Annotated in this window: 19 protein-coding genes and 1 pseudogene; 12 read left to right on the forward strand and 8 right to left on the reverse strand. The window is 64.5% G+C overall.

Annotated features, from left to right (window positions below; translation table 11 throughout):
* The coding region (locus RT460_RS16995; RefSeq protein ID WP_313320608.1) for a penicillin acylase family protein at positions 1-1,626 on the forward strand (1,626 nt) is incomplete at its 5' end.
* A gap of 130 nt (positions 1,627-1,756) precedes the next feature.
* On the opposite strand, the gene RT460_RS17000 is transcribed toward RT460_RS16995, so the two are convergent.
* From RT460_RS17000 to asnB, 3 genes are all read right to left on the reverse strand, one after another.
* Positions 1,757-2,221: a RidA family protein gene (locus RT460_RS17000; RefSeq protein WP_313320610.1), complete on the reverse strand. Its 465-nt coding sequence runs from the start codon at positions 2,219-2,221 to the stop codon at positions 1,757-1,759.
* A gap of 46 nt (positions 2,222-2,267) precedes the next feature.
* Positions 2,268-3,653, reverse strand: coding sequence for a cation:proton antiporter (locus RT460_RS17005; RefSeq protein WP_313320612.1), 1,386 nt, complete (start codon positions 3,651-3,653; stop codon positions 2,268-2,270).
* Between the two features lie 101 nt (positions 3,654-3,754).
* Complete coding sequence (gene asnB, locus RT460_RS17010; protein WP_313320614.1) at positions 3,755-5,440, reverse strand: asparagine synthase B; 1,686 nt, start codon at positions 5,438-5,440, stop codon at positions 3,755-3,757.
* A gap of 484 nt (positions 5,441-5,924) precedes the next feature.
* Between asnB and RT460_RS17015 the strand changes: the two genes are divergently transcribed.
* A complete protein-coding gene (locus tag RT460_RS17015; protein WP_313320616.1) occupies positions 5,925-6,611 on the forward strand; it encodes a pentapeptide repeat-containing protein in 687 nt (228 codons plus the stop codon).
* Here the strand turns inward: RT460_RS17015 and dapE are convergent.
* The 5 genes from dapE to map form a co-directional block, all read right to left on the reverse strand.
* A complete protein-coding gene (dapE, locus tag RT460_RS17020; protein ID WP_313320618.1) occupies positions 6,608-7,735 on the reverse strand; it encodes a succinyl-diaminopimelate desuccinylase in 1,128 nt (375 codons plus the stop codon). The genes RT460_RS17015 and dapE overlap by 4 nt on opposite strands.
* A gap of 52 nt (positions 7,736-7,787) precedes the next feature.
* Positions 7,788-8,144, reverse strand: coding sequence for a Spx/MgsR family RNA polymerase-binding regulatory protein (locus RT460_RS17025; RefSeq protein WP_313320620.1), 357 nt, complete (start codon positions 8,142-8,144; stop codon positions 7,788-7,790).
* A 235-nt stretch (positions 8,145-8,379) separates the two neighbouring features.
* Positions 8,380-9,444, reverse strand: a complete 1,065-nt coding sequence (gene dapD, locus RT460_RS17030) for a 2,3,4,5-tetrahydropyridine-2,6-dicarboxylate N-succinyltransferase (protein ID WP_313320622.1) — start codon at positions 9,442-9,444, stop codon at positions 8,380-8,382.
* The gene (locus tag RT460_RS17035) at positions 9,444-12,083 is read right to left on the reverse strand and encodes a [protein-PII] uridylyltransferase (protein WP_313320624.1); all 2,640 of its coding nucleotides are present in this window, start codon (positions 12,081-12,083) and stop codon (positions 9,444-9,446) included. Before RT460_RS17035 ends, dapD begins: the two co-directional genes overlap by 1 nt.
* Positions 12,080-12,856: a type I methionyl aminopeptidase gene (map, locus tag RT460_RS17040; RefSeq protein ID WP_313320626.1), complete on the reverse strand. Its 777-nt coding sequence runs from the start codon at positions 12,854-12,856 to the stop codon at positions 12,080-12,082. The genes RT460_RS17035 and map overlap by 4 nt, the downstream gene beginning before the upstream one ends.
* A gap of 406 nt (positions 12,857-13,262) precedes the next feature.
* On the opposite strand from map, the gene RT460_RS17045 reads away from it, so the two are divergent.
* From RT460_RS17045 to uppS, 10 genes and pseudogenes are all read left to right on the forward strand, one after another.
* The gene (locus RT460_RS17045; protein ID WP_313320628.1) at positions 13,263-13,775 is read left to right on the forward strand and encodes a spore coat U domain-containing protein; all 513 of its coding nucleotides are present in this window, start codon (positions 13,263-13,265) and stop codon (positions 13,773-13,775) included.
* An 8-nt stretch (positions 13,776-13,783) separates the two neighbouring features.
* A complete protein-coding gene (locus RT460_RS17050) occupies positions 13,784-14,572 on the forward strand; it encodes a molecular chaperone (RefSeq protein ID WP_313320630.1) in 789 nt (262 codons plus the stop codon).
* A 22-nt stretch (positions 14,573-14,594) separates the two neighbouring features.
* Positions 14,595-16,904, forward strand: a complete 2,310-nt coding sequence (locus tag RT460_RS17055) for a fimbria/pilus outer membrane usher protein (protein WP_313320632.1) — start codon at positions 14,595-14,597, stop codon at positions 16,902-16,904.
* A 98-nt stretch (positions 16,905-17,002) separates the two neighbouring features.
* A pseudogene (locus tag RT460_RS19525) lies at positions 17,003-17,905 on the forward strand (spore coat U domain-containing protein); the annotation flags it as partial.
* Positions 17,906-18,188: 283 nt separating this feature from the next.
* Complete coding sequence (gene rpsB / locus RT460_RS17070) at positions 18,189-19,001, forward strand: 30S ribosomal protein S2 (protein WP_313320634.1); 813 nt, start codon at positions 18,189-18,191, stop codon at positions 18,999-19,001.
* Positions 19,002-19,135: 134 nt separating this feature from the next.
* Positions 19,136-20,014: a translation elongation factor Ts gene (tsf, locus tag RT460_RS17075; protein ID WP_313320635.1), complete on the forward strand. Its 879-nt coding sequence runs from the start codon at positions 19,136-19,138 to the stop codon at positions 20,012-20,014.
* Between the two features lie 171 nt (positions 20,015-20,185).
* Positions 20,186-21,691 carry a GGDEF domain-containing protein gene (locus RT460_RS17080; protein WP_313320637.1) on the forward strand — a complete coding sequence of 502 codons (1,506 nt, stop codon included), beginning with the start codon at positions 20,186-20,188 and terminating at the stop codon, positions 21,689-21,691.
* 109 nt (positions 21,692-21,800) lie between these two features.
* Positions 21,801-22,529 carry a UMP kinase gene (pyrH, locus tag RT460_RS17085; protein ID WP_313320639.1) on the forward strand — a complete coding sequence of 243 codons (729 nt, stop codon included), beginning with the start codon at positions 21,801-21,803 and terminating at the stop codon, positions 22,527-22,529.
* Between the two features lie 75 nt (positions 22,530-22,604).
* Complete coding sequence (gene frr / locus RT460_RS17090) at positions 22,605-23,162, forward strand: ribosome recycling factor (RefSeq protein ID WP_313320641.1); 558 nt, start codon at positions 22,605-22,607, stop codon at positions 23,160-23,162.
* A gap of 15 nt (positions 23,163-23,177) precedes the next feature.
* Positions 23,178-23,824 (forward strand): polyprenyl diphosphate synthase (gene uppS / locus RT460_RS17095; RefSeq protein WP_313320642.1); only part of this gene is annotated, 647 nt, incomplete at its 3' end.

Genomic DNA, 23,824 nt, shown 5'->3' on the forward strand with positions numbered 1-23,824 from the left:
TCTCCCGCCGTGCGGGAGAGAGGTATCGGCGGGCCGCCTGCGGCGGCCGATTCTTTTCCGGGCAGCAACAACTTCGCCGTTGCCGGCGCGCTGACCGCCGATGGCCGCGCCATCATCGCCGATGACATGCACCTGAACCTGCGCGCGCCCAACATCTGGTTCCGTGCGCGCCTGCGCTATGCCGACCCCAGTGCGCCCGAGGGCAAGGTCGATGTTGCCGGCTTCACCTTGCCTGGCCTGCCCGCGGTGATTGTTGGAAGCAATACACGCGTGGCCTGGGCCTTCACCAACAGCTATATCGATACCGCCGACTTCACCACCCTGCCCGCCGACACACCGCTGCGCACCTATAGCGAATCCATCGCTGTCGCCGGCGCCAACCCGGAAATGCTGGTCGTGCGCGAAAGCGATTGGGGCCCGGTACTGCACGATGAACCCGATGGACAGCTGCTGGCCCTGCGCTGGGTCGGCCAGCAACCCGGCGCCGTGCGCCTGGACTTTGCCGACATGGCCAAGGCCGCCGACCTGGATGCTGCCCTGGCCGTGGCCGACCGCTCCGGCATCCCGGCGCAGAACCTGCTGGTAGGCGACCGCAGCGGCCGCATCGCCTGGCGCCTGATCGGTGCACGCCCGGCCCGCGATCCCGCCTGCCATGCCGACGCCGCCTCGACCGCCCCGCGCTGCCCGCCTTGGGGCATTCGCACCGACCAGGCGCCGGCCTTGGTCGATCCGCCACAGCACCGCCTGTGGACCGCCAACGGCCGGGTACTCGACGGTGCTGCATTGGCCACGGCAGGTGACGGTGGTTATGACTTCGGTGCCCGTGCCAAACAGATCCGCGACGGCTTGTTCGCCCGCGACCGCTTCAACGAACGCGACCTGCTCGCCATCCAGCTCGATGACCGCGCGCTGTTGATGGAGCGCTGGTGGAAGCTGCTGCGGCAGACCGTAGAGCACAGCGATGATCCTGCGCTGAAACGCCTTGAAGCAACCAGCCGTAAATGGGAAGGCCGCGCCTCCATCGATTCGGTCAGCTATCGCATGGCCCGCGGGTTCCGCGGCATCCTGGTGGACAACATGGAGAACGCCCTGCTGGCACCCGCCAAGGAGCAGCTTGGCGAACGCTACATCGCGCCCAATCTGGCGCAGTTCGAAGGCGTGCTTTGGCCCATGCTCGAACAGCGCCCGGCGCACCTGCTACCGCCGCCCTATGAAAGCTGGGAGGCACTGCTGGCCGACAGCGCCAAACAGCTGGAACAGGATCTGGCCGAACAGGGACCGGACCTGGCACAGCGCAGTTGGGGCGAGCGCAATACCGCAGCCATCTGCCATCCGGTCTCGGCAGCGCTGCCGGGGCTGTTCAAGCGCTGGCTATGCATGGCACGCGAGCCTCTGGCCGGTGACAGCAACATGCCGCGCGTGGTCGGGCCCAAGTTTGGCGCGTCCGAACGCATGGTGGTCTCACCCGGCCACGAAGACGAGGGCATCGTGCACATGCCGGGCGGCCAGAGCGGCCACCCGCTTTCGCCGTTCTGGGGCGCAGGCCATGACGATTGGGTGCAGGGAAGGCCAACGCCTTTCCTTCCCGGCCAAGCAAGCCATAGCCTGCGCTTGAGTCCACGCTGAGCGATGGACGCGGACAGACGTCGGCCGGGTGCGCGTAGCGCACCCGGGGCGATACTGCCTCGCCCCGTCTCCACCTTGCTCCCGGGTGCGCTGCGCTTACCCGGGCTACAGAACCGCGATTATCAGGTGCCTACTCCGGCGATGGGGTATCGGCTTGCGGCTCGGCCGGCTGCAAGCGCACCGTCCACTCCACCTCAAGCATGTCCTCGGCGTTGAACAGGCGACTGACCTGAACCCAACTTGCGGCCGGATACTTGCCGTCGGCGAAGAACGTCTTGCGCACTGGAATGGCCTTGATCAACCCATCCATGTCGGTGGTGAAGGCGGTTTCCTTGATCACCTGGCTGCTATCGGCGTCAAACCCCTGCAGGATCCTGGTGAGCTTGCCGTAGCAGCTACGCACGGCAGCCGCCATGTCTTCACCGCGGCAAGGCACGCCAGAAACATGCAGGGTGTCGCCGTCGCGCACGACGCCTGTGTAGCCGATATCCGCCTCCCAGTCGCCCTGGGAGTGCCGCTGCAGTTGAACCTCCGCTGCGTCGGCGAAGGGGGCACCGCACAGCGCTGCAAGCAACACCCATTGGACCTTCAGCATCACAACTCCTCCTTGGGAAAAGGCGATCTCCGCACGTCTGCAGTCCTCAACGGGTCCGGTGCTGCCAACGTCCACTCCAACTCAATAGTGGCCCGGTCATGGCTGTCGTTACCAAGGCCATGATCACCAGCACCGCGAACAGGCGATCATCCAGCAGCCCCAGCTCATACCCCAGATTGAGCACGATAAGCTCCATCAGGCCACGGGTGTTCATCAACACACCCAGCCGCATCGCATCCGTTGCCGGCATGCCGGCACTGCGCGCGGCGGCAAACGTACCCAACAGTTTGCCGACGGTAGCGACCGCGATCACCAGCAGGCACAGCCACAGATCATCTACCTGCAACGCGTCGCCACGCAGGCGCAGACCGGTCATGGCAAAGAACAGCGGCAGCAACAAGGTGCCCGCCAGCGGCTCCACCTTGCTGATGATCAACTCACGCAGCTGCACATTCGAAGATGCCGCCACACCCGCCGCGAATGCACCGAACAAGGCATGGATACCAAGGTATTCAGTCAGCAGCGCGCTGGCCAGGGTCAACAACAACATACCCAGCAACCACGCGCCCTCGCGACCAGCAGCAATCGTTTGCCGGGCAAACCAGGGCCGCACCGCACACAACATCACCACGATGAAAACAGCAGCGCACACCAGGTTCATACCCGCAGCGCCCCAACCTACCGCCTGGGTAGCGGCGACGATCAGCGCCAGCAAGCACCAGGCGGTGGCGTCGCCCAGCGCCGCACAGGCAATCGCGGTCTGCCCGAGCGGGCCATGTGTCATGTCGCGATCAGCAAGAATCCTCAGCAGTACAGGGAACGCGGTGATGCTCAACGATATCCCGACGAACAACGCGAACGGAGCGAAGCCCACCCCCGCCGGGCCATGCGCGGGATACAGGTAAATCGCCAGCAGCACGCCAAGGAAAAAGGGTATGGCGATACCGGCATGACTGACCGCGATGGCAAACCGCCGCCGCCCCCGCAGCCTGCCCAGATCCAACTCCGCACCGGCCACCAACAGGAACATCAACACGCCCAACTGGCTTATCAGGCCCAAGGGGCCCAACGAACTGGGGGGGAACAATGCCGCCTGGGCATGCGGAAAAACGGCGCCAAACAACAATGGGCCCATCATCAGCCCGGCTGCCATCTCGCCGATGACCGCAGGCTGCCCAAGCCAGCGCAGCAGCCTTCCCATCCCCTTGGCAACCAGCAACAGCACAAGCAGTTGCAGCAGAAACAAGCCCAACGTGGAACTGGAGTGGAGTGCAGAGGACGCCGCCTGGGTCACATGCTGCACGGGCGCTGGCAACTCCATGCCCGCATGGCGAGCCAGGTAAAGCGCGCCCAACATGGGCACCGCCGCCAGCCCCAGGTAGAGAAGCAGCCAATGCCTGCGTGACGCGGAACGATGGGCTTCAGCATCCATGAAACGTCTCCCCCCAGATCAGTCGCCGATCATAAGCCGAACGCGACCTCCCAGCAGAGCGCTGTTGCACGGCCCGCACACGGCGGGCCGTGCGTCATCGATCACCCTGCCAATGCCTGCTCGTGCACGCCGGCGACCGCGCGACCGGAGGGGTCGGCCATGTTGGCGAAGCTTGCATCCCAGGCGATTGCCGCCGGCGAGGAGCAGGCGATCGACTTGCCGCCTGGCACCGTTTCCGAAGCTGCCCGGCTCGGGTAGAACTGCTCGAACAGGTGACGGTAGTAGTAGGCCTCCTTGGTCTGCGGTGGGTTGTGCGGGAAGCGCTTGTCTGCCGCCGCCAGCACCCTGTCGCTGACCTGGGCTTCAGCATGTGCCTTCAGACCATCGATCCAGCCGTAACCGACGCCATCGCTGAATTGCTCCTTCTGCCGCCACAGGATTTCCTTGGGCAGATAGCCCTCGAAGGCTTCGCGCAGGACGGCTTTTTCGATGCGGCCGCTGGCCTTGTCGACCATCTTGTGGCGTGCGTCCATCTTCATCGCCACGTCCAGGAACTCGCGGTCCAGGAACGGCACGCGCGGCTCAACGCCCCAGGCCATCATCGACTTGTTGGCACGCAGGCAATCGTAGTTGTTCAGCGCGTCGAGCTTGCGCACCAGTTCTTCATGGAACTCCAGCGCATTCGGCGCCTTGTGGAAATAGAGATAGCCGCCGAATATCTCGTCGCTGCCCTCGCCGGACAGCACCATCTTCACGCCCATCGCCTTGATCCGGCGCGCCAACAGGAACATCGGCGTGGATGCGCGGATGGTGGTGACGTCATAGGTTTCGATATGCCGGATAACTTCCGGCAGCGCGTCCAGACCCTCTTCGAAGGTGTACTCGAAGCCATGGTGGACCGTGCCCAGCATTTCCGCCGCAACCTTGGCCGCGGCCAGGTCGGGGGAGCCCTTCAGGCCGATGGCGAAGCTGTGCAGGCGCGGCCACCACGCCTCGCTCTGGCCGCCGTCCTCGATGCGACGACGCGCATAGCGTGCGGCAACGGCAGCCACCAGCGAGGAATCCAGGCCACCGGAAAGCAGCACGCCATAAGGCACGTCGGTCATCAGCTGGCGATGCACAGCGCGCTCGAATGCTTCGCGCAGCTCGGCCAGCGAAACATCGACGCCTTCCACCGCCGCGTACTCGCGCCACGGGCGCTCGTAATACTTGCTCAAGGTATCGGTGCTGCTGTCGTACCAATGGCCCGGCGGGAACTGCGCAACATCGGCGCAGGTATCGGACAGCGATTTCATCTCAGAGGCCACACACAGCCGGCCCTGCTTGTCATGGCCCCAATACAGCGGCACCACGCCGATCGGATCGCGGGCAATGATGACGCGGCGCTTGGCCCTGTCCCACAGGGCAAAGGCGAAGATGCCGTTGAGCCTGTTGAGGTAGGACGCGGGCTCGTCCTCGCGGTACAGCGCATTGATCACTTCACAGTCCGAACCGGTCTGGAACGCGTACGGCTGGGTGAGTTCCTTCTTCAGTTCCTGGTGGTTGTAGATCTCGCCATTGACTGCCAGTGCCAGTTCGCCGTCCTCCGACAGCAACGGCTGCGACCCGCCCGCCGGGTCGACGATGGCCAGACGTTCATGCACCAGGATCGCGCCGTCGTCCACATACACACCGCTCCAGTCCGGGCCGCGGTGGCGCTGGCGCTGGGATTGTTCAAGCGCCTGCCGACGCAGCGCCTGCAGGTCGTCGCCGGGTTGCAGGCCAAAAATGCCGAAGATGGAACACATGGGAAAAGCTCCTGAGGTTGGGTGGGGGCACTAACATTCGAAGCAACGGCTGACAGACCAGCAGCCGTGTGGTGTTCCCGCCCGGCCACAAAAAAACCCGCATCGACCGATGCGGGTTTTCTGGTATCCGGAGCGTGTTGCCTGTTCTAGCTCTGGTCGCAGTCCCGCATCGGCCGCGCACGATTATTCGCGCGCAGATTATTGCGGTTGTTGTTATTGACGGCGGTGGCCAGGAACGAGGACATGGCGCTGACCGTATCGCTGTTTTGACGGGCACGCAACTGTTGCTTTGGCAACCGATCCTGATCGCGCCGCGTTTGCCCCCTGCCCCTGCATCACCCGACCCCGGCCGCGCGCCAGCCACCCCATTCAGTCACAGGCGTGCTCGGGTTACCACGCCTGTACACACAAATCCCCGCGCAACAAGACTGCCTGCAGGCCACCGCCTCGCGCAGAATGGTGCGCCGGCCCCTGCACTGCGAACATGACCACCACCGTTGTTTTCCGCGAAGAAACCATTACCCGCGAGCGCATGCAGCAAATCATTGGCGCGCACCCGCGCGCGGCGGTCTTTGAATCCTGCAACCTGGACGGCGGCGACTTTTCGCGCCTGGCCATGGACGGTTTCCAGTTCATCCAATGCACCTTGGCCGACGCGCACTGGCTGGCAGCATCACTTGAGGAAACCCACTGGCAGAAGTGCCGTGGCGGACATTGCGACTTCAGCTCGGCACAGCTCAGCGATGCATGCTTCGACCACTGTGACCTCAACAACAGCTATTGGCGGCGGGCGACCTTGTCGTCGGTCCATTTCCAGGACTGCAAGCTCACCGGCGCCCACCTGCAGGAAGTAACTGGCTGGGCATTGGAATTCAGCAATTGCCTGCTGGTCAGTGCAAACCTGAGCGGCCTGTCGTTCCGCAAGGCGCAGCTGGAAGGCATGGACTTCTCCGATGCCGACCTGTCCGGCTGCGACTTCCGCGATGCGGTTTTCAACGCTGGCAGCCTGCGCAACGCGCAGACCCGGCTCACCCGCTTCGAGGGTGCCGACCTGCGCGGCACCGACATCAGCGGGCTCAACGTGATGGACGCCAAGTACTTCAAGAAAGCGGTGATTTCGCAGCGGCAGGCCGCCGCCGCTTTGGCCGCGTTCGGCCTGATCGTGGCTTAGGCGAGCAGGCGTTCGACCAGCCGACGGTAGAGTGCCGGCAAGGCCTCCAGATCAGCGACAAGTACGTTCTCGTCGACCTGATGGATGCTGGCGTTTACCGGCCCCACCTCAATGCATTGCGCGCCCAACGGGGCGATGAAGCGGGCATCGGAGGTGCCGCCACCGGTACTTTCCTCTGGCGCCGCGCCGGCAAACTCGGCCAGCACTTCGCGGGCCACGCTGCGCAGGCGCCCTTCCGGGGTGTAAAACGGCTCGCCGCTGCGGTGCCAATGCAGTTCGTAGTCCAGGCCGTGTCGGTCGAGCAGCGCGCCGATCTCGGCTTCGAGCTTGTCTGCGTTCCAGTGCGGGTTGTAGCGCAGGTTGAACATCACCTGCAGCTCGCCCGGGATCACGTTGTTGGCGCCAGTACCGGCATTGATATTGGATATCTGCAGGCTGGTCGAGGGGAAGCTTTCATAGCCGTCATCCCAATGCCGTGCGGTCAATTCGGCCAAGGCCGGTGCGGCCAGATGGATGGGATTGCGTGCCTTGTCCGGATAGGCCACGTGGCCCTGCACGCCTTTGATGCGCAGCTTGGCCGACAAGCTGCCACGGCGACCCACACGCAACAGATCGCCAAGCTTGGCGGTGGATGAGGGCTCACCGGTAACGCACCAGTCGATGGCTTGGCCACGCTCGCCGAACAACCGCGCGACATGCCGCACGCCATCGATGGCATCCCCTTCCTCGTCGCTGGTCAGCAGCACCGCCAGCGTGCCCGGGTGGTCCGGATGCGCAGCGACGAACTGTTCCGCAGCCACCACGAAGGCGGCAACGCTGCCCTTCATGTCGGCGGCGCCACGCCCGTACAGCACGCCATCGCGCACTTCCGGCTTGAACGGGTCACTGTGCCATGCCTCGACCGGGCCGGTCGGCACTACATCGGTGTGGCCGAGCAGCACCAGCACCGGCGCCCCGCTGCCATGGGTCGCCCAGAGATTGTCGACCTCGCCCAGGCGCAAGTGTTCGCAGTTGAACCCAGCGGCGCTGAGGCGCTGGCCGATCAGCTGTTGGCAGCCGGCGTCTTCCGGGGTTACCGAGGGGCGTGCGATCAAGTCGCAGGTCAGGGCGAGTACGTCGTTCATAGCGGCCTTTCGGATCGGTGGCTTCGCGGCTTGCGCCGCTGTTACAGGTGGATCAGGCGATGTTGAAACGCTGCTTGAAGCCGTTGTCGCTGAAGCCCTGGCTCAGCTCGCCGTCGTCGGTGATCACCAGTGGGCGTTTGATCAGCTGCGGGTATTCGCGCAGCAGCAGCTTCCACTCGGCATCGGACTCGGGCGACTTGCGGTTGTCCGGCAGTTGCCGCCACGTGGTCGACGACTTGTTGATCATCGCCGCGAAGCCACCAGCCTTGGATGCCCAGTCAATCAGCGTTTCCGGGCTGGGCTTGTTGTCGCGGTAGTCGACGAAGGTATAGGCGACGTTGAAGCGATCCAGCCATTTGGTGGCTTTCTTGCAGGTGTCGCAGTTTTTCAGTCCGTAGATCGTGGTCATGGTTCAAAGCTCGTGGTGATCTGCCCCCTCTCCCGCTTGCGGGAGAGGGGTTGGGGGTGAGGGGAGGCTTGTAGCTCGTATTGCCAAGCAAAGCTTCCACCAAGCCAAACAGGAGCGAAGCAAGAGCTCCCCTCATCCGCCCCTTCGGGGCACCTTCTCCCGCATGCGGGAGAAGGGACAGTGCTGCACCTCCGGAGGCACTTGGTTCGCCCCTTCAGCGCACGTCCGGAAAGACTCAGTCCGCCAACCCACGCAGCAGATCGTTGACGCTGGTCTTGCTGCGGGTCTTGGCATCCACCTGCTTGACGATCACCGCGCAGTACAGCGAATGCGTACCGTCCTTGGAGGGCAGCGAGCCGCTGACCACCACGCTGTACGGCGGGATGTAGCCGTAGGTCACTTCGCCGGTAGCGCGGTTGTAGATGCGGGTGCTCTGGCTCAGGAACACGCCCATGCCGATCACGCTGTGGTGGCCGACGACCACGCCTTCCACCACTTCCGAACGCGCGCCGATGAAGCAATGGTCTTCGATGATGGTCGGGCTGGCCTGCAGCGGCTCCAGTACGCCGCCGATGCCGGCACCGCCGGACAGGTGGCAGTGCTTGCCGATCTGCGCACAGGAACCCACGGTGGCCCAGGTATCAACCATGGTGCCCTCACCCACGTGCGCGCCGATGTTGGTGAAGCTCGGCATCAGCACCACGTCCTTGCCGAAATGCGTACCGCGGCGGGCGATCGCACCCGGCACCACGCGCACACCGGCCTGGCGGAAGGCCGCTTCGTCATAGCCCTCAAAACGGGACTCGACCTTGTCCCAGAACGGTGCCGGGGCGCCGTCCATCACTGCCATGTCGTTGACGCGGAAGTACAGCAGCACCGCCTTCTTCAACCACTCGTTGACCTTCCAGCCGCCGTTGCCATCGGGCTCGGCGACACGGAACTCACCCGACTCCAGACCATCGATGACGCGGTTGACCAGCGGACGGGTGGAACCGTCGATCTCGTCACCGGTCAGCATCGTGCGGCGCTCGAACGCACTTTCGATGCTGAACTTCATCTCGGCCACGCCGGGTGCCGGCGGTTTGCGCAGGCTGCGCGGGCCAACCGATTCGATTGACTTGGGCTTGCTGGCGGCAACCTTCTTCGGCGCGGCCTTGGCCGGCGCTGCAGGCTTCTTCGCAACGGCCTTGGTGGCCGGCTTGGCCGCGGGCTTGGCAGCAGCCTTCTTGGCCGGCGCAGTCGTCTTGGCGACGGTCTTCTTGGGGGCAGCCTTCTTGGCCGCTGGCTTCTTGGTGGCCATCAGTGGGGGTCTCCTGGCGTTCTATCGGGGTCCAGGCAAGCCAGCAACGTAGTACGCAGCGACTGCATGGACGTTTCGGTAAGGGGTTGGTCGTGGCGGTCGGTCAGCTGGAACTGGTCCTCGGCGCGCTCACCAAAGGTGGCAATGCGGGCGTCCTGCACCCGCAGTTGCTGGTCGCGCAGCACGTGCGCCACGTCAGCCAGCAGGCCCGGCCGGTCCGGCGCCACCAGGTTCAACAGGGTGCGGCCCTGATGACTGGATTCGAGGAACTCAATGCGCGGAGCGAAACGGAAATGCTTCAACTGCCGCGGCATCACCCGGCGCGAAGGACGCAGCGCCAGGATGTTGCCCGATAGCGCCTTGCGCAGTGCGGACTCCAGTTTTGCCGCATCACCATCGGCGAAGCTGCCGGAAGGGGTCACTTCAAAGGTATCGAAAATGGTGTCGTCCGGGCCATCGAGCACGCGGGCGCGGTGAATGCCGTAACCGGCACGATCCAGCGTCATCACGATGGCGGCAAACATGCCGTCACGGTCAGGCGAGTGCACAAAGACTTCCAAGGCATCACTTTCCGGGGCAATGCGCCGCACCTTGGCCAAGGTGCCACCCTTGCGCACCTCCACCAGTGATGCCGCCTGCCATACCAGTTGCTCGGGACGGAAGCGCACGAAGCTCTCGTCGGGCATCGCCGCGAACTGGCGGTCAATCACCGTGTCGTCATAGCCCAGCAGGTTCATCTGCTCACGCACGCTGTCACGCGCTTCCTGCACGCGCTCGGCCTCGGGCAGCGCGAATTCCACACCTTCGCGCAGTGCGCGGCGGGTGGCGAAATACAGGTCGGCGAGCAGGCGGTCCTTCCATGCATTCCACATCTTCGGGCTGGTGCCGGCGATATCGGCGCAGGTCAGCAGGTACAGATAATCCAGTCGATCACGGTCACCAACGAGGGCCGAAAAACGATGGATCACTTCCGGGTCGGTGATGTCCTGCTTCTGCGCGGTAACCGACATGCGCAGGTGCTGTTCCACCAGCCAGGCCACCAGTTCGGTATCCGAACCACTCAGGCCATGTGCGGTGCAGAACTCGCGTGCATCCACCGCGCCCAGTTCGGAATGGTCACCGCCGCGGCCCTTGGCGATATCGTGGAACAGGCCCGCAAGCAACAACAGCTCCGGTTTGCGCAACCGCGGCCAGACTTCATGGGCGATGGAAAAGCGCTCGTCGGCACGGCCGCTGGCAAACAAGGCCATGTTCCGCAGCACCATCAAGGTGTGCTGGTCCACGGTGTAGACGTGGAACAGATCGAACTGCATGCGCCCGGACACCGCAGCGAAGGCCGGCAGCCACTGGCCCAGCACGCCCAGGCGTGCCATGCGCGCCAGCGTATCGACCGCACGGGGACCGCGCAGCAGCGTCATGAACTGCTCGCGTACCGCTTCATCCACTTCGGTGTACGCGGGAATCTCATCCAGCATCTCCGCCAGGCCACGCGCGGTCATCGAGTGCAGTCCGCGCACGTCGGTGGTCCGCGCCCAGCACGCAAACAACGCGAACACGCTGCGGATATCGGCGTGCGGCCACAGCGGATCGTCGGCCGACAGATAACCACGACGCAGCGAAAAACCCTCGCCCACCGGCAACGGGGTGGCTTCACCATCGAACTGTTCTTCGAAACGCTGTAGCAGGCGATCGCTGATGCGGCGGATGACCGTCGCACTGCGATAGAAGCCCTGCATCATTTTTTCAACGGCAAGGCTTTCGGCGTCGTCGACGAAACCCATGCGCGCGGCCAGGGTCTTCTGGTAGTCGAAGCGCAGGCGTTCTTCGGCGCGCTGCGCAACCAGGTGCAGGCCAAAGCGCAGCTGCGCCAGCACCAGCCGTTCACGCTTCAGTGCAGCCGCTTCGTCCAGGCCAAGGTGTCCCAGCCCGACCAGCGCATCGATATTGCTCACGCCGAACGCGCGCAGCGCCATCCAGCCCAGCGTATTGAGATCGCGCAGGCCGCCCGGGCCGTCCTTGATGTCCGGCTCCAGGTTGTCGGCGGTATCGCCAAAGCGCTGGTGACGGGCCTGCAACTCCTCGCGCTTGGCCAGGAAATACTCGCGCGGCGGCCACAACAGGCTCGGCGATATCGCGCGCGCCAACCCATGCTGGGCGGTCGCGTCAGCACTTAACGGACGCGCTTCGATCAAGGCCGTCAGCACGGTCTGGTCAGCGGCGGCCTGCGCGCACTGCGCAGCCGAGCGCACCGCATGGCTGGCCGGCAACCCTGCATCCCACAACAGGGCAAACAAACGTGCCAGCGCGGCCTCATGGCGCAGCTGCACGTCGCTTTCAGCCAGCACCAGCAAGTCGATATCCGAACGCGGAAACAACTCCCCCCGCCCGTAACCGCCTACCGCGAACAAGGCCATGCCGGCCGCGGCGGGAACGCAGCGCTGCCAGGCTTCGACGATCAGTTGATCAACCGCACGCGCACGCAGACCGAGCAGGCGCTCGACGTTGTCGGCCTGCTCGAAGCGCTTGCACAGCCGCGCATCGGTATGTGCCAGTGACTGCCGCGCGTCGGCGGCCCATTGCGCATCACCGGCAGGATCTGCCGGCGCGTCCAGACTCGGGCCCGCCGGCAGTTGGATCATGCCTGCGCGGATTCAGCCGGCGACAACGTCAATACCTCAACGCCGTCTTCCGTCACCGCGATCATGTGTTCCCACTGTGCCGACAACTTGCGGTCCTTGGTGACCACCGTCCAGCCATCGGGCAACACCTTGGTGTAGCGCGTGCCTTCGTTGATCATCGGCTCGATGGTGAAGGTCATGCCCGGCTTCAGCACCAGGCCCTGGCCCGGCCGCCCGTAATGCAGCACCTGCGGCTCATCGTGATAGACCTTGCCGATGCCGTGGCCGCAGTACTCGCGCACGACCGAGAAACGCTCGGCTTCGGCGTATTCCTGGATGGCATGGCCGACATCGCCCAGGGTCGCACCCGGCTTGACCGCACGGATGCCGCGCCACATGGCTTCCTTGGTGGTTTCCACCAGGCGCTTGGCCATCACCGACGGGGTGCCGACGTAGTACATGCGGCTGGTGTCGCCGTGCCAACCATCCTTGATGACGGTCACGTCGATATTGACGATGTCGCCGTCCTTGAGGACCTTGGCTTCGCTGGGAATGCCGTGGCAGATGACGTTGTTGACCGAGGTGCAAACGGTCTTGGGAAATCCGCGGTAGCCCACATTGGCCGGGATCGTACCCTGCACATTGATGATGTGGTCGTTGCAGATGCGGTCCAGCTCTTCGGTGGTCACACCGGGCTTGACGTGAGGGGCGACGATGTCGAGCACCTCGGCCGCCAGACGACCGGCGATGCGCATCTTCTCGATTTCTTCAGGGGTTTTCAGTTGGATTGCCATCCCCGGATTATCGCGCATTTACGTTCGGATTCCGAACCTTCCGTCGCCCGGGTGGGCATCACGCCGGGCAGGCAAACCGTTGCAATGGCAACTTCTGCCGCAACAAGAGCGAAAAACCCGCCGCGCCGGGCCTACCGCTATTCAGCAGTTTTTTCCAATTGTGAAGCCCATGGACTGTTTTGCACGGCGCATCGACGCCATCAGCCAGTCGCCTTGACCTAGCCCTTCCGCCCCAACACCGGCAATGGCAAATCCGGCGAAACCAATTGACCAAAGTTATCAATATCTCCCATTCACTCAGACGGGGCATTCTGAATGGGACCGCGACAGCCTCCCGCGTGCTTAGCTCCGGCTGCATTCAAACAGTGACGCACGCCCCGGCGGCACGGGGTCATTGGAGGCTCACATGGCTTTGCACCGCACCCTGCTCGCAACCACGGTTGGCGCATTGATGGCGCCCTGCGTCGGCGCCCAAGCCGCAACCCAGACCACCCAGTTCCAGGTCCGCATCGTCATCACCGAGTCCTGCGATATCCAGGCCGTTGCCGCCAGTGACATCGACTTCGGCACCCTGACCCGCTCCACCGGCGTCCCGGTCGATGCGCAGGGCACCCTTGAGGTCAACTGCAGCAATGGCACGCCCTACACCATCGGCATGAACCCCGGCGCCAATGCCACCAGCACCACCGCAGCCGCCGACAACCGCCGCATGTCCGACGGCAACAACAACTTCGTCGCCTACGGGCTCTACCGCGACGCTGGCAGGCAGGATTTCTGGGGCGAAGTCATCGGCACCGACACATTGGCCGGCACCGGCACGGCCAGCGCGCAGACCGTGCCCGTCTATGGTCGCGCCCCCTCCACCGACGCTCCGGCCGGCAGCTACAGCGACACCGTCATTGCCACGATCACCTATTGAGCGCGGACATGAGCGTGTCGTACCGGCAGTGGACAGAGACCGCAGCCACCAGCGGCCGCCATACGCTGCAGGCCGCATTGCTGGCCTGTACCTTCGGCTGCGCCGCAGGCAATCTCCAAGTCTCCCCCATCGTGCTGGAGTTCAGCGAAAACCAACAGGCCAACGTGCTTTGGCTGGAAAATGATGGTGACCGGCCCGTGCATGCACAGATCCGCGTGCTGCAGTGGTCGCAAGCTGCGGCAACCGACGTACTGCAACCGTCTGCAGCCTTGCGGGCAAGCCCGGCGATCGTGCAGGTCCCGGCCGGCCAGCGCCAGTTGGTACGCATCATCCGTCCCACCCCGTTGTCCGCTGTAGACGCCAACGAGCAGGCCTACCGCGTGTGGGTCGATGAACTTCCCGAGGTCGACGAACGACGGCCTCCGGGACTGCAATTCCTGTTGCGGTATTCGATACCGGTGTTCGTGCTGCCAAAGGATGCGCTACCCCGCGACCAGGTACGCAAAGGACCAGTAGATACGAGCAGGCTGCTGGCCAGCTGGCAGATCACGGCCGACGTATTGACCCTGGATGTCCGCAACAACGGCAAGCAGCGTGTGCGCCTGAGCGAGCTTGGCTGGCGCACGGACAACGGTGCGATCACCAAGCTGCACCCTGGCCTGCTTGGCTACGTCCTGGCCGGCCAGCACATGCAATGGAGGCTGCCACTGGCGGCAGAGCTCCCTCACCCGGGCGGCTTGCAGGCCAGGCTGAACGATGCCCCCACCGCCCAGCCTCTGCCAACTGCTGGCCATTAGCCTGGCCGCCACAGGCGCCTCCATGCCAACGCCAGCGCGCCCACTTCCCCTGCCCGATCCGCGCCCGGCCGATGCCACCCAAACCCAGGAGCTGCATCTGGAGGTGCACATCAACCGTGAGCCGGCAGGCACACTGGCCCACTTCAAACTGCAGGCACAGACGCTGTACGCCAGCGCGTCCACATTGCGGGAACTGGGCTTGCGCCTTCCCAACAACGTCGCCGCCGATGCAGCGTCCATCCCGCTGAACCAATTGCCCGGCATCCACATCGACTACGATCCGCGCAATCAGCGATTGGCCCTGCAAGTACCCATGCCGCTCCTGGACCGCCCCGTCACTCGACTGCGCGCCGGCACGCTTATCGACACCCCAGCAGTCAGCGACAGCAGCCCCGGGCTGCTACTCAACTATGACCTCCATGCGCAGCAAGTGCGGGGTGATCGCGCCATCAGCGGCTACAGCGAGCTGCGCCTGTTCGGACTGGGACCGGGCACCTGGAGCACAAGCCAGACCTCGCGCCTGGTGACAGGCAGCAGTGGACATCATGGCGGCACGACGCGCCTGGACAGCCGCTGGCAGCTGGACCTGCCCGGCCCGATGCTGAGCCTGAGCGTGGGCGACCAACTCACCGGTGCGCTCGACTGGTCACGCTCGGCGCGCATTGGCGGACTGCACTTGTCGCGCAATTTCAGCCTGCAGCCCTACCGCGTCACCACGCCGCTGGCCTCGTTTGCGGGCGAGGCGGTGCTGCCCTCGACCGTGGACCTGTACATCAACGGCCTGCGCCAAGCCAGCCACCGTGTCGCCCCTGGCCGATTCCAACTGGACAGTACCCCTGCCCTCAACGGCACGGGGCAGGCGCAACTTCTCGTCACCGATATCAACGGCCAAAGCCGATCGCTGGAGTTCGCGTTATACGGCGCGCCCGAGTTGCTGCAGGCAGGCCTGTCCGATTGGTCCCTGGACATCGGCGTCCTACGCCGTGATTACGGTATCCGCTCGTTCGCCTATGACCACCGACCCCTGATCAGCGGCAGTCTGCGCCGCGGACTGAGTGATCAGCTGACCCTGGAGACGCATGCCGAATACACCCGCAGCCTGAGGGTGGCCGGCATCGGCGCGATTGCCCTGCTGGGTCGCCGTACCGGCGTGCTCAATGCGTCCTATAGCAGCAGCCAAGCCGCGGACCAGCGGGGCCACCAGCACACACTCGGCTATCAGTGGAGCGCGCCGGGCTTCAGCATTTCTGCCGCCACCCAGCGTCGCAGTCAGTACTTCGTCGATGCCCCCGCGCATCTGACCGGCACCTTGCCTGCACGCCGCAGCGACCAACTGTTCATCGGCTTCGGCAACGCCCGCAGCGGACAGTTCAGCCTCAACTACATCATCCAGGACTATCCCGGCAGCCCCCGCACCCGTCTGCTCGGCGCGGGCTGGTCACGCAGCCTGCGGGGCCAAGCCTGGATCAGCACCCAGATCCATCGCGACCTGGACACACGCGGCATGGACAGTGCCTACCTGTATTTCTCGCTCCCATTGGATCGCCGCACCCAACTCAGCGCCTCGGTGCGCCACAGTGCCGATGGCGATGTGGTGGCAATGGAGACCAACCGCAGCCCACCGCTCGACAGCGGCGGCTGGGGCTGGCGTGTGCAGACCCGCATGGGCGCCCAACGCGGCCAAACGGCCGAGATCAACTACCTGGATGACCACGGTCGCTGGCGCGTTGGCCTGGATCGCGACAACAACGCAGGCGCCCTGGCCTATCTGGACGGCACCGGCAGCGTGGCCTGGTTTGGCAGCGGACTGCATACACTGCGGCGTGCCGACGATGCCTTCGCACTGGTCTCTACAAATGGCATGCCCGGGGTGGCGGTGCGGCTGGAAAATCGCCTTGTCGGCACCACCGACGAGCGCGGCGAACTACTGGTGGCGCCGTTGCGCGCCTGGCAGCGCAACCTGCTCAGCATCGACCCGCTGCAGTTGCCGGCGGATGTGGAGGTCGATGTGGTACAGCAACACGTGGTGCCCGCCGCACGCAGCGGTGTCCGTGCAGCGTTTCATGTGAGGACCAGCCAACCGTTGAGCCTGCAGATACGCAGCGCTGCCGGCCAATGGCTGCCCCCCGGCACCGCCGTCGCCATGGAACATGACGACCGCATCCTTGCCACAACGGTGATCGGCCATGAGGGCCAGCTATACCTGAACAACGTGCCGGCCGGCGCACGTCTGCGCATCCGCCATCTCGACGGGGATTGCCTGCTCCCGTTGCCTGATCCGCCCAGCACGTCCTCCCCCGCCCCCCCCGAGCCACTGCAATGTCGACCATGAACCGTCGCACCAAACAGCGGCGGTGGCTTATTGCGCTCTCCGTCACGATGGGCCTGGTCGTGCTGCTGTAATCCGCGCCAGTCGGCGCGCAGCAATCCTGCCAGGTGCTCAACTCGACGCCGCTGGACTTTGGCACCGTCACTGCTGCCGGCAGCAACAGCGCCTCCGCCACGCTGACCGTAAGCTGCCAAGGCATCCCGGGGGTGCCGGTGCAGGTGACGGTGTGCGCCTTCATCGACGAAGGGATCCCGCCAGGCATGGCGCCCCGCCATCTGGACAATGATGCGGGCGCCCTGATGGCTTACGACCTCTATTCCAACGCGGGGCGAACCCAGCTTATCGGCCCACTGGGCAGCGCCTATCCGATTCTTTACAGCATCCTTTCCTTGCCCATAACCGGCTCTGCACAGATCAACCTCACCGCCTACGGCAGGATCCCGCCGGGCCAGAGCCTTCCTGCCGCCTATATGTATGAAGGCCTTCCTGGCCCAAGCCTGCTGCGCTACACCTTTGCAGCCCCGTTCACTGGCGCAGCGTCCGCTGAGAACTGCCGCGACGCTGTAGCGCCGGTATTTGGCAGCGCCGGCCAGACCACGTTTTCGTTCGGCCGGGTCCGGGCCCGGGTTGCCAATACCTGCGTCCTCAACATGGCTACGGACCTGGATTTCGGCACCGTCAGCCAACTGGACAGGCCCCGTGACGCAAGCTCCCATATCCAGCTGCGCTGCGCCACCGATGCCAGTTGGTCCATGACCCTGGACAACGGCCTGAACGCCGCCAACGGCCAGCGCAGGATGGCCTCCAACGGCAATTTCCTTCCTTACCAGCTCTACATGGACCCGGCGCTGCTGATCCCCTGGGGCGACACGATCCCGACGGGAGCCGCCGATACCGGCGAAAATGAAGATGTCTCGCTCACGGTGTATGGCCGGGTTTTCCCACAACCGGCAGTGGTGCCAGGCCAATACAGCGATACCATTACCGTGACCCTTACATTCTGAGCCGCAGGCGCGATTTGCGGCCGGCTGGGCCACCGGCTATACTCGCCGGGCTTTGTTGGGCCTTGGCCCCACGAGCACGCCGACACCGGGCGTCACCGGTGAATCCTCACCTGTCGCCCCCATCCGTGCCGGGGTGCCCTGCCAGTCAGGGTTCGGCCACGTAGGCGCCAGGGAAGCCCAACCCCGGAACTGTTGCGCGCTCTCACCAGAAGCCGCGCATCGCTGCACGGCCCCAACACAAACGGCCGAGCGCGGTGTCAGTTCCATTATCAGGAGTTTTGCAATGTCCCAGATCACCATGCGTCAGATGCTGGAAGCCGGCGTCCACTTCGGCCACCAGACCCGCTACTGGAACCCCAAGATGGCTCCGTACATCTTCGGCGCCCGCGGCAAGATCCACATCATCAACCTGGAAAAGACCGTCCCGCTGTTCAACGATGCGATGAACTTCATCTCGTCCGTTGCCCAGAAGCGCGGCACCATCCTGTTCCTGGGCACCAAGCGCAGCGCGCGCGACGCCATCAAGGAAGAAGCCGAGCGTTGCGGCATGCCGTTCATGAACCAGCGTTGGCTGGGCGGCACCCTGACCAACTTCGCCACCGTGAAGAAGTCGGTTGCCCGCCTGAAGGAACTGGAAGCCGGTGAAACCGACGGCACCTTCGACAAGCTGGTCAAGCACGAAGTGCTGGGCCTGCGCCGTGAGCGCGACAAGCTGGAAGCCTCGCTGGGCGGCATCAAGGAAATGAACCGCCTGCCGGACGCCATCTTCGTCATCGACATCGGTCACGAAGACATCGCCATCAAGGAAGCCAAGAAGCTCGGCATCCCGGTGATCGCTGTCGTCGATACCAACTACAACCCGGAACTGGTTGATTACGCTATCCCGGGCAACGACGACGCCATCCGCGCCGTGCAGCTGTACGCTCGCGCCGCTGCCGACGCCGTGCTGGAAGGCAAGGCTGCCGCTCCGAACGCCGCCACCGTGCGCGAAGAAGAGTTCGCTGACGCCGCTGCCGAAGGCGAAGAAGCCAAGCCGGCTCGCCGCGCTCCGGCCAAGAAGGCTCCGGCCAAGAAGGGCGACGAGGCTTCGGCCTGATGCACCTCGGCGGGCGCAGCCATTGCGCCCGCTTCCCCTGTACCAGCGCCACCGGCGCCGGTCACTGACAGGGCTGCGTAACAACGGCCGGCGATCATTGCCGGCCTACCCCTTTCTATTGATGAGGTAATTCCATGGAAATCACTGCTTCCCTGGTCAAGGAACTGCGCGAGCGCACCGGCGCCGGCATGATGGAGTGCAAGAAGGCTCTGTCCGAGACCAACGGCGACATCGATGCAGCGGCTGAAGCCCTGCGCAAGTCCGGCGCTGCCAAGGCCGACAAGAAAGCCGACCGCGTCACCGCCGAAGGCCGCGTGGGCGTTGCCAGCAACGGCGGCAACGCTGTGCTGGTCGAAGTGAACTCGGAAACCGACTTCGTTGCCAACGACGTCAACTTCAAGGCGTTCGTCGACGCCGTCGCCGCTGCCGCACTGGCTTCTGGCGCTGCCGACGTTGAAGCCCTGAAGTCGGCCAAGCTGCCGAGCGGCGAGACCGTCGAAGAAACCCGCGCCACCGCGATCCAGAAGCTGGGTGAAAACATCCAGATCCGTCGCCTGGTCAAGATCGAAGGTGGCAACACCGTCGGCACCTACGTGCACAGCAACGGCAAGATCGGCGTGCTGGTCGAGCTGGCCGGCGGCAACGCCGAACTGGCCTCGGGCCTGGCCATGCACGTGGCCGCGATGAACCCGCCGCACAACAAGGCTGCCGACGTCCCGGCCGACTTCGTTGCCAAGGAAAAGGAAATCGAGCTGGCCAAGATGAGCGAAAAGGACAAGGCCAAGCCGGCTGAAATCCTGGAAAAGATCATCAGCGGCAAGATCAACAAGATCATCAGCGAAGTGACCCTGTACGGCCAGAACTACGTGCTGGACAGCGACAAGACCGTTGAGCAGGCCGTCAAGGCTGCTGGCGGCGACGTCATCAGCTTCCAGCGCCTGGTGGTTGGCGAAGGCATCGAGAAGGTGGTTGAAGACTACGCCGCCGAAGTTGCCAAGGCGATGCAGGTCTAAAGCCTGCTGCATGCAACACCAACGAAGCCGCGGATTTCCGCGGCTTCGTTGTTTCTACAGGCAGGCCATGATCACTTGCAGTGCACCCGTGCACAGGGATGAAGCGCCAACGCCCCTTTCCTATTCAGGGCATGCCTGTATGCTTGGGCCACTGCCGCCCGCCTCAACGACATGTCACCCGAGCTCAACGCAGCCCTGTCCCTGTGCCGCAACCTGCCATCGCCGCCCGCCATCGCGGTACGACTGATCGAACTGGCACAGGACCCGGAAACCGACATTGCCAGTGCAGCCGACGTGATCGCGCTGGACATGGCACTGAGTGCACGCATGCTGCGCATCGCCAATTCCCCGCTCTACGCCAGCCGCCGCCGCATCGAAAACCTGTCGCAGGCACTGACCATGCTCGGGCTCAATGCCACGCTGCAGCTTGCACTGGGCTTCAGCCTGTCGCGCGCCCTGCGCGATGACGAAGGCCACAGCCAATTGCTGGATGCAGTGTGGCGCCGCGGCGTGCTCAGCGCCCTGGCTGCACGTTACCTCGGCGCCGCGTGCGGCGTTCGACGCCTGGAAGAACTGATGTTGGCCGGCCTGCTGCAGGACATGGGCATGCTTGCCTTGCTGCAGGTCCGCGCGGATATCTACCCTGCCCTGCTGGGCAACTGCACGGACAACATGCAGCTGCTTGCGCAGGAGCGCAGCGTGCTGGATTGCACCCATGCCGAAGTCGGCGCCCGCCTGTGCGAGCAATGGGGCCTGCCCCGCTACCTCGGCGATGCCATTGCCCATAGCGAACCGCCCGCCACACCCAACGACCTGTTCGAGCGCTGCGTGGCCCTGTCCGGCTGCATCGCCGACATCTGGCTGGCCGATGATGTCGACCAGGCGCGCAACCACGCGCTACGCGAGGTCAACACTGCGTTGCAGCTGGACAGCACCCGCTTTGAACAGGTGCTGCAGCAGGTCAGCCAGATGCTTCCAGAGATCAGCGCGCTGTTCGACGTGCCGGTGCCTTCACCGGCACGCGTGACCTTCCTGCTGGACCACGCCGCCGAGCTCATTGCCCTGCGCAACCTGCGTGAACTGCACGACGCCTCCAGCGCGCGAGTTCGCGCCGATGATTACGAGCAGCAGGCGCGGCGACTGGCCGAGCAGGCGCACCTGGATGCACTGACCGGCGTCCTCAACCGTCGCCAGTTGGAAGTTGTGCTGGAGCAGGAATTCGGCCGCGCCAGCCAGGCCGAGCGCCCCCTCTCGATCGCCTTCATCGACCTGGACGACTTCAAGAAGATCAATGACGTCCACGGCCACCTGGTCGGCGACCAGGTCCTGCAGGCCTTCGCCAACCGGCTGCAGGGCCAACTGCGCGGCAGCGACACCGTGGCCCGCTTCGGCGGCGAGGAGTTCGTGGTGATGTTCCCGGCCACCAGCGAGTCGACCGCAGTGGAAGTGATCCGGCGGGTACTGGGCGTGATCGCGCAGACGCCGATGGCCATCGTCAACGAGTCACCCCTGTACGTGACGTTCTCGGCCGGCGTGGCAACCCACGGCGCCTACGAGCGCTTCACCGACATGCGCGACCTGCTCAAGGCCGCTGACGACGTGCTGTACCGCTCGAAGAACCTTGGCCGCAACCGGGTCATCGCCCGCGCACCCACGCCGCAACCGACCGCCTGCTGAATGGCAGCGCCCGATAAGTGATCTTGTCGCTGCGCTGCAACAATTAGATCTCACCTGAAACCACGGCATCCGTTAGAATTCCCGCGTTTTCCAGCCATCTGAGGTCGTCATGTCCAAACTCGCCTACCAACGCATCCTTCTGAAACTTTCCGGGGAGGCGCTGATGGGAGATGAGGACTACGGCATCGACCCCAAGGTCATCAACCGTCTGGCCCACGAAGTGATCGAGGCGCAGCAGGCCGGTGTCGAGATTGCCCTGGTGGTTGGCGGCGGCAACATCTTCCGCGGTGCCGGCCTGGCCGCAGGCGGCATGGATCGGGTCACCGGCGACCACATGGGCATGCTGGCCACCGTGATCAACGCCCTGGCAATGCAGGACGCGCTGGAAAAGGCCGGCGGCAAGGCGCGGGTGATGAGCGCCATCAAAATAAACGATGTGTGCGAGGACTACATCCGTCGCCGCGCCATCCGCCACCTTGAAAAGGGCCGCCTGGTCATTTTCGCCGCCGGCACCGGCAATCCCTTCTTCACCACCGACTCCGGCGCTGCGTTGCGCGCGATCGAGATCGGCGCCGACCTGCTGCTCAAGGCCACCAAGGTCGACGGCGTCTATGACAAGGACCCGAACAAGCATTCCGATGCCGTCCGTTACGACAGCCTGAGCTACGACCAGGTGATCAACCAGGGCCTGGAGGTCATGGACACCGCCGCCTTCGCCCTTGCCCGTGACAGCGACCTGCCGCTGCGCGTTTTCGACATGAGCCAGCCCGGCGAGCTGCTGAAGATCCTGCAGGGCGAGAACATCGGCACCCTGGTGCACGGCCGCGACGCACACTGAGCCATCTCTGCCGGCCGGCAGGGCCAGGTATTGGCCTATAATCGGCCGGTTCAAGAAACATCCAGGATTCGGGCGATGATCAACGACATCAAGCAAGATGCGCAGGCGCGCATGACCAAGAGCATCGATGCTCTGCGCCACACCCTCACCACCATCCGCACCGGCCGCGCGTCACCGGCCCTGCTGGACGGCATCAAGGTCAAGGCCTACGGCACCGATACGCCGTTGAACCAGGTGGCCAGCATCAGCGTGTCCGAAGGACGCTCGCTGGTGATCACCCTGTTCGACAAGAACATGATCAAGGACGTCGAAAAGGCCATCTACGCCTCCGACATCGGCATCACCCCCACCACCATGGGCACGGTGATCCGCCTCAACCTGCCGCCGCTGACCGAGGAACGCCGCCGCGAGCTGGCCAAGTCGGTGGGCAAGGAAGGCGAGGAAAGCAAGGTCGCCATCCGCAACATCCGTCGCGATGCCAACCAGGAAGTGGCCAAGCTGCTCAAGGACAAGACCATCACCGAGGATGACGACCGCCGCGCGCAGGACGACATCCAGAAGCTGACCGACAAGGCGATCAAGGACATCGACGACGTCGTCAAGCAGAAAGAACAGGAACTGATGGCAGTCTGACCGGTGCCGCCCGTCATGCCCAACGGCATACCCGCACCACGCCTGCCAGGGCACATTGCCATCATCATGGATGGCAATGGCCGTTGGGCACAGCAACGCCGCCGGCCACGCATGATCGGCCACCGCGCCGGTGCCCGCGCAGTCAACCGCACCATCGACTTCTGCCTGCAGCACGGCATTGGCGTGCTCACCCTGTTTGCTTTCTCCAGCGAAAACTGGGGGCGGCCACAGGATGAGGTGGATGCGCTGATGAAGCTGTTCCTCGGCGCGCTGGACCGCGAGGTGGACGAACTCCACCGTCGCGGCGTGCGCGTGCGCTTCATTGGCGACCGCTCGCGCTTTGCCGCGGGCATTGTTCAACGCATGGACAAGTCCGAGCTCCGCACCGCCGGCAACAGTGCGATGGTGTTGAACATCGCCGCCAGCTACGGCGGCCGCCAGGACATCGCGCAGGCCGCCCGTGCCCTCGCACAACAGGTTGCCGATGGCCACCTGCGCCCGGAGCAGATCGACGAAGAACTGCTGGGCCGTGGCGTGGCGCTGGCCGACCTGCCGGCGCCGGACCTGTTCATTCGCACCGGCGGTGATACCCGCATCAGCAACTTCCTGCTGTGGCAGCTGGCGTATACCGAACTGTGGTTCACCGACGTGCTGTGGCCCGA

The organism is Stenotrophomonas sp., assembly GCF_032061965.1.
Taxonomy (GTDB): domain Bacteria; phylum Pseudomonadota; class Gammaproteobacteria; order Xanthomonadales; family Xanthomonadaceae; genus Stenotrophomonas.

Coding starts and splice junctions, on each gene's coding strand:
- RT460_RS17035 (WP_313320624.1), bottom strand. CDS start 12,083: ATGATCCAACTGCCGGCGGGCCCGAGTCTGGACGCGCCGGCAGATCCT.
- RT460_RS17015 (WP_313320616.1), top strand. CDS start 5,925: ATGACCACCACCGTTGTTTTCCGCGAAGAAACCATTACCCGCGAGCGC.
- RT460_RS17000 (WP_313320610.1), bottom strand. CDS start 2,221: ATGCTGAAGGTCCAATGGGTGTTGCTTGCAGCGCTGTGCGGTGCCCCC.
- dapE (WP_313320618.1), bottom strand. CDS start 7,735: ATGAACGACGTACTCGCCCTGACCTGCGACTTGATCGCACGCCCCTCG.
- RT460_RS17045 (WP_313320628.1), top strand. CDS start 13,263: ATGGCTTTGCACCGCACCCTGCTCGCAACCACGGTTGGCGCATTGATG.
- dapD (WP_313320622.1), bottom strand. CDS start 9,444: ATGGCCACCAAGAAGCCAGCGGCCAAGAAGGCTGCCCCCAAGAAGACC.
- tsf (WP_313320635.1), top strand. CDS start 19,136: ATGGAAATCACTGCTTCCCTGGTCAAGGAACTGCGCGAGCGCACCGGC.
- RT460_RS17055 (WP_313320632.1), top strand. CDS start 14,595: ATGCCAACGCCAGCGCGCCCACTTCCCCTGCCCGATCCGCGCCCGGCC.
- RT460_RS17025 (WP_313320620.1), bottom strand. CDS start 8,144: ATGACCACGATCTACGGACTGAAAAACTGCGACACCTGCAAGAAAGCC.
- frr (WP_313320641.1), top strand. CDS start 22,605: ATGATCAACGACATCAAGCAAGATGCGCAGGCGCGCATGACCAAGAGC.
- map (WP_313320626.1), bottom strand. CDS start 12,856: ATGGCAATCCAACTGAAAACCCCTGAAGAAATCGAGAAGATGCGCATC.
- RT460_RS17080 (WP_313320637.1), top strand. CDS start 20,186: ATGTCACCCGAGCTCAACGCAGCCCTGTCCCTGTGCCGCAACCTGCCA.
- RT460_RS17050 (WP_313320630.1), top strand. CDS start 13,784: ATGAGCGTGTCGTACCGGCAGTGGACAGAGACCGCAGCCACCAGCGGC.
- rpsB (WP_313320634.1), top strand. CDS start 18,189: ATGTCCCAGATCACCATGCGTCAGATGCTGGAAGCCGGCGTCCACTTC.
- pyrH (WP_313320639.1), top strand. CDS start 21,801: ATGTCCAAACTCGCCTACCAACGCATCCTTCTGAAACTTTCCGGGGAG.
- RT460_RS17005 (WP_313320612.1), bottom strand. CDS start 3,653: ATGGATGCTGAAGCCCATCGTTCCGCGTCACGCAGGCATTGGCTGCTT.
- asnB (WP_313320614.1), bottom strand. CDS start 5,440: ATGTGTTCCATCTTCGGCATTTTTGGCCTGCAACCCGGCGACGACCTG.